This window comes from Alterirhizorhabdus solaris, from assembly GCF_007785815.1.
Taxonomy (GTDB): Bacteria; Pseudomonadota; Alphaproteobacteria; order Sphingomonadales; family Sphingomonadaceae; genus Alterirhizorhabdus; species Alterirhizorhabdus solaris.
Genome location: NZ_VNIM01000181.1, coordinates 1 through 3,084, shown reverse-complemented (window position 1 = coordinate 3,084; position 3,084 = coordinate 1). Strand labels below are relative to the sequence as shown.

The following is a 3,084-nucleotide window of genomic DNA, read 5'->3' as shown; positions in this document are numbered from 1 at the left end:
AGAACCCGTTCACATACCTCACACCGGAAATATCCCGGTCATAACCTCGGCGCGGGGTGGAGCAGCCCGGTAGCTCGTCAGGCTCATAACCTGAAGGTCACAGGTTCAAATCCTGTCCCCGCAACCATCTTCACTTGCAATGCCCCCTCGGCAACAGCCGAGGGGGCGTTTTGCATGGCGACCGAGGCAGTCAGCTCCAGCATCGATGCCAACTCGCCGCGCAGGATGATGGCCAGCTCGCCATCCTCCGGCGTCAGCACCACCGTCTCGATGAGCGCGCGCAGCCGTTCGAACGCCTGCGCCTTCAGCGCCTCGTCCCCGAACGCCGCGGTGAGCTGTCCGACCTTCTCGCGATACACGCGGCCAAGGTCGGGGTGCAGCAGTTCGGACTCCGTGGATGCGGCCTGCGCGGCATCCTGTTCGGCGAGCAAGACCTGCCGCCGCTCGGTCCAGACCTTCATCTCCTCGACGAACATCGCCGCATCGACGCCCTTCAGGATGGCCGCCTTGGCGAGGCCGATCTGACGGTCGAGGTTTGCCAGCTCGACCTCACGCTCGGGGCGGGTGCTGACCGTCTCGGCCACCAGCCGCTGCATCTCCGCTTCATACTCGGCCAGGAATGCCACGACGACATCGTCGCGCAGCATCTCGGTCGACAACCCCGCCAGGACACGCGCGTCGAGGTCGTCCTGGCGGATCGTCAGCCGGTTGTCGCACCAGGTCGGCCCCTTCTTGGCGGCGCCCTGACACCCGAACCGGCTCTTGCCCGATTTGGCATAGCTCGCGCCGCAACTGCCGCAGGTCATCTTGCCGGTCAGCAGATACCGGGGGCGCTGTTGCGCGAAGAAGGGCAGGGCCGGGGCCTGCGATGTGGGTGCCCGTGCCAGCGTTGCCTGCCGCGCCTTCACCCGCTCCCACAGATCCACGGACACGATGCGCAGTTCGGGCACTTCGATGGTATTCGCCCGCTTCTCCTCTGGGTTGATGAATGCCTGGCGTTTCCCGGTGTCGGGGTTCTTGCGGTAGGTCTGTTTGCCGTAGGGGCGCCTGCCGGCATAGAGTGGGTTGTTGAGGAGGCCGGTGCCCCGCGCGGCATTACCGGTCAACGTATTCGGCGTCCAGGCCGCTGCCTTGCCGGGGTGCCGCCCGCTAGTCTTGCCGCTGCGTGGCGATGGTACGCCCTCGGCGTTCAGCCGCCGCGTGATGGCGATGGGTGACATGCCGGCAGCGTAGTCCTCGAAGATCCGCACCACCACCGCCGCCTCGGCGGGCACGATCTGCTGCAGCCCACGGATGCGTTCGCCATTGCCGTCATGCTTGATACGCTGCTCGTAGCCATAGGCAGAGCCGCCCGGGTTCCTGCCCATCGCATGGCGGCGGACCAGCGCATCGCGCGTCTTCTCGCTGGTGGCGCTCAGCTGCTCAGCGTTGATCGTGCCCATCATGCCGATGTGCAACGGCGTCACCTGGCCTTCCTTGCGCGTCGCCAGCACGATGCCGCGGAACCGGAGCCGCTCGAACAGCATCGCGATATCGGCCTGGCTGCGCGACAACCGGTCCATGGCATCGGCATAGACGATGTCGATACCCCCCGCCGCCACCGCTGCCAGCATCGCCTTCATGCCGGGGCGGTGCAGCGTCGCCGCCGACTCCGCCGCGTCGGTGAAGCACGCCACTTCGTCCCAGCCCTTTCGGGCGATTTCCTGACGGCACATCATCAGCTGCGTCTCGATCGACTGCACATCCTGCTTGTCTGTCGAGAAACGCGCATAGATTGCGCAGCGCATCACTTTTCCTCCATTCATGCTTTCCACACCTGAGATGAAGGTCGCCTTCACGGTCATGGCCGCTTGTCGGTCGCGACTGTCTTGCGCTCTGCATTATGCTGCCGAGCCAGATCACGCGCCAGCAGGCGCGCAATCTCCAGTGCGAGATCGTGCAGCGGGGAGGGCGGCTCGGACGGCATTCTCCCCAACTGGGAACCGCCCCGTCACTACGACTCCAACCTTCCCGTCGCCATTCAGTGGAGAGTGAGGCGAGCGGCCGGTGTCGACCAATTCAAGCCGTTCCACACCCGCGCCTGAATGGCCGCTCCTGCCGGAACCGCCCATTCCCATTCAAAGGAACGGTCCGGCAGCCCTGCGCCTCATTGGTCGTTCTGCTGTTGCCGAGAACTAATTTTAAAGCCGCTGATCATTCAGGGAGATCAAGATGTCTGGTGGACATCTGCCTGCCAGGCAGCGATTGAGCAGCCCCCTTCTGAGTGGTCCATCGACTATGACAGTCTGGATCGAGGAAGGGACGACGAATGCCTGCAAAGAAGCACAAGCCCGAGGAGATCATCGGGAAGCTGCGTGAGGTTGAGATCATGCTGGGTCAGGTCGGCACGACCGCCGAGGCGTGTCGGCGGATCGCGGTCAGCGAGCAGACCTACTACCGCTGGCGCAAGGAATATGGTGGCCTGAAGACAGATCAGGCTCGCCGGATGAAGGATTTGGAAAAGGAGAACCTGCGGCTGCGCCGTGCGATCTCCGACCTGACGCTCGACAAGCTCATCTTGCAGGAGGCTGCCCGGGGAAACTTCTGAGCCCCGCGCGGCGCCGACGCTGCACTGACCAGGTAAAAGAGGTGCTGGATGTATCTGAGCGGCGGGTGTGCCGCGTGCTCGGGCAGCACCGGTCGACGCAGCGTAAAGTGCCGTGCGGGGCAGACGACGAACAGGCGCTGACCGAAGACATCATCGTGCTGGCCGGGCAATATGGGCGCTACGGTTATCGTCGGGTGACCGCGCTGCTGCATGCGGCCGGCTGGTCGGTGAACCATAAACGGGTGGAGCGCATCTGGCGGCGTGAGGGGCTGAAGGTGCCTCAGAAACAATCGAAACGCGGCCGGCTGTAGTTAAACGATGGCTCGTGCATCCGGCTGCGACCGGAGTATCCGGGGCATGTCTGGGCATACACGGAACGTGCCTGACTGACACGTTGCGAGATCGAGGCCGCAGAATTTCAGAAATTGACGATGATGATTGAACCGGCGCAGATCGCCGGCTTCCGCCAGGATGGTCAGCGCATTGATCGGGCCGAT

1 protein-coding gene, 1 tRNA gene and 2 pseudogenes are annotated in these 3,084 nt (G+C 64.0%); 2 read left to right on the top strand and 2 right to left on the bottom strand.

Annotated elements, in window-relative coordinates:
- Positions 1 to 50: 50 nt before the first annotated feature.
- Positions 51 to 127: transfer RNA gene (locus FOY91_RS20995), tRNA-Met, on the top strand.
- Here the strand turns inward: FOY91_RS20995 and FOY91_RS22910 are convergent.
- Positions 84 to 1,718, bottom strand: coding sequence for a recombinase family protein (locus tag FOY91_RS22910; RefSeq protein WP_420822902.1), 1,635 nt, complete (start codon positions 1,716 to 1,718; stop codon positions 84 to 86). The two genes, FOY91_RS20995 and FOY91_RS22910, sit on opposite strands and share 44 nt — an antisense overlap.
- A gap of 590 nt (positions 1,719 to 2,308) precedes the next feature.
- Here FOY91_RS22910 and FOY91_RS20980 point away from each other — a divergent pair.
- Positions 2,309 to 2,958, top strand: a pseudogene (locus FOY91_RS20980) (IS3 family transposase); the annotation flags it as partial.
- Here the strand turns inward: FOY91_RS20980 and FOY91_RS20975 are convergent.
- Positions 2,959 to 3,084, bottom strand: a pseudogene (locus FOY91_RS20975) (transposase); the annotation flags it as partial. It lies immediately after the preceding pseudogene.

Excerpts from the sequence above, each read along its gene's own strand:
- FOY91_RS22910 (WP_420822902.1), bottom strand. The coding sequence starts at position 1,718 with ATGATGTGCCGTCAGGAAATCGCCCGAAAGGGCTGGGACGAAGTGGCG.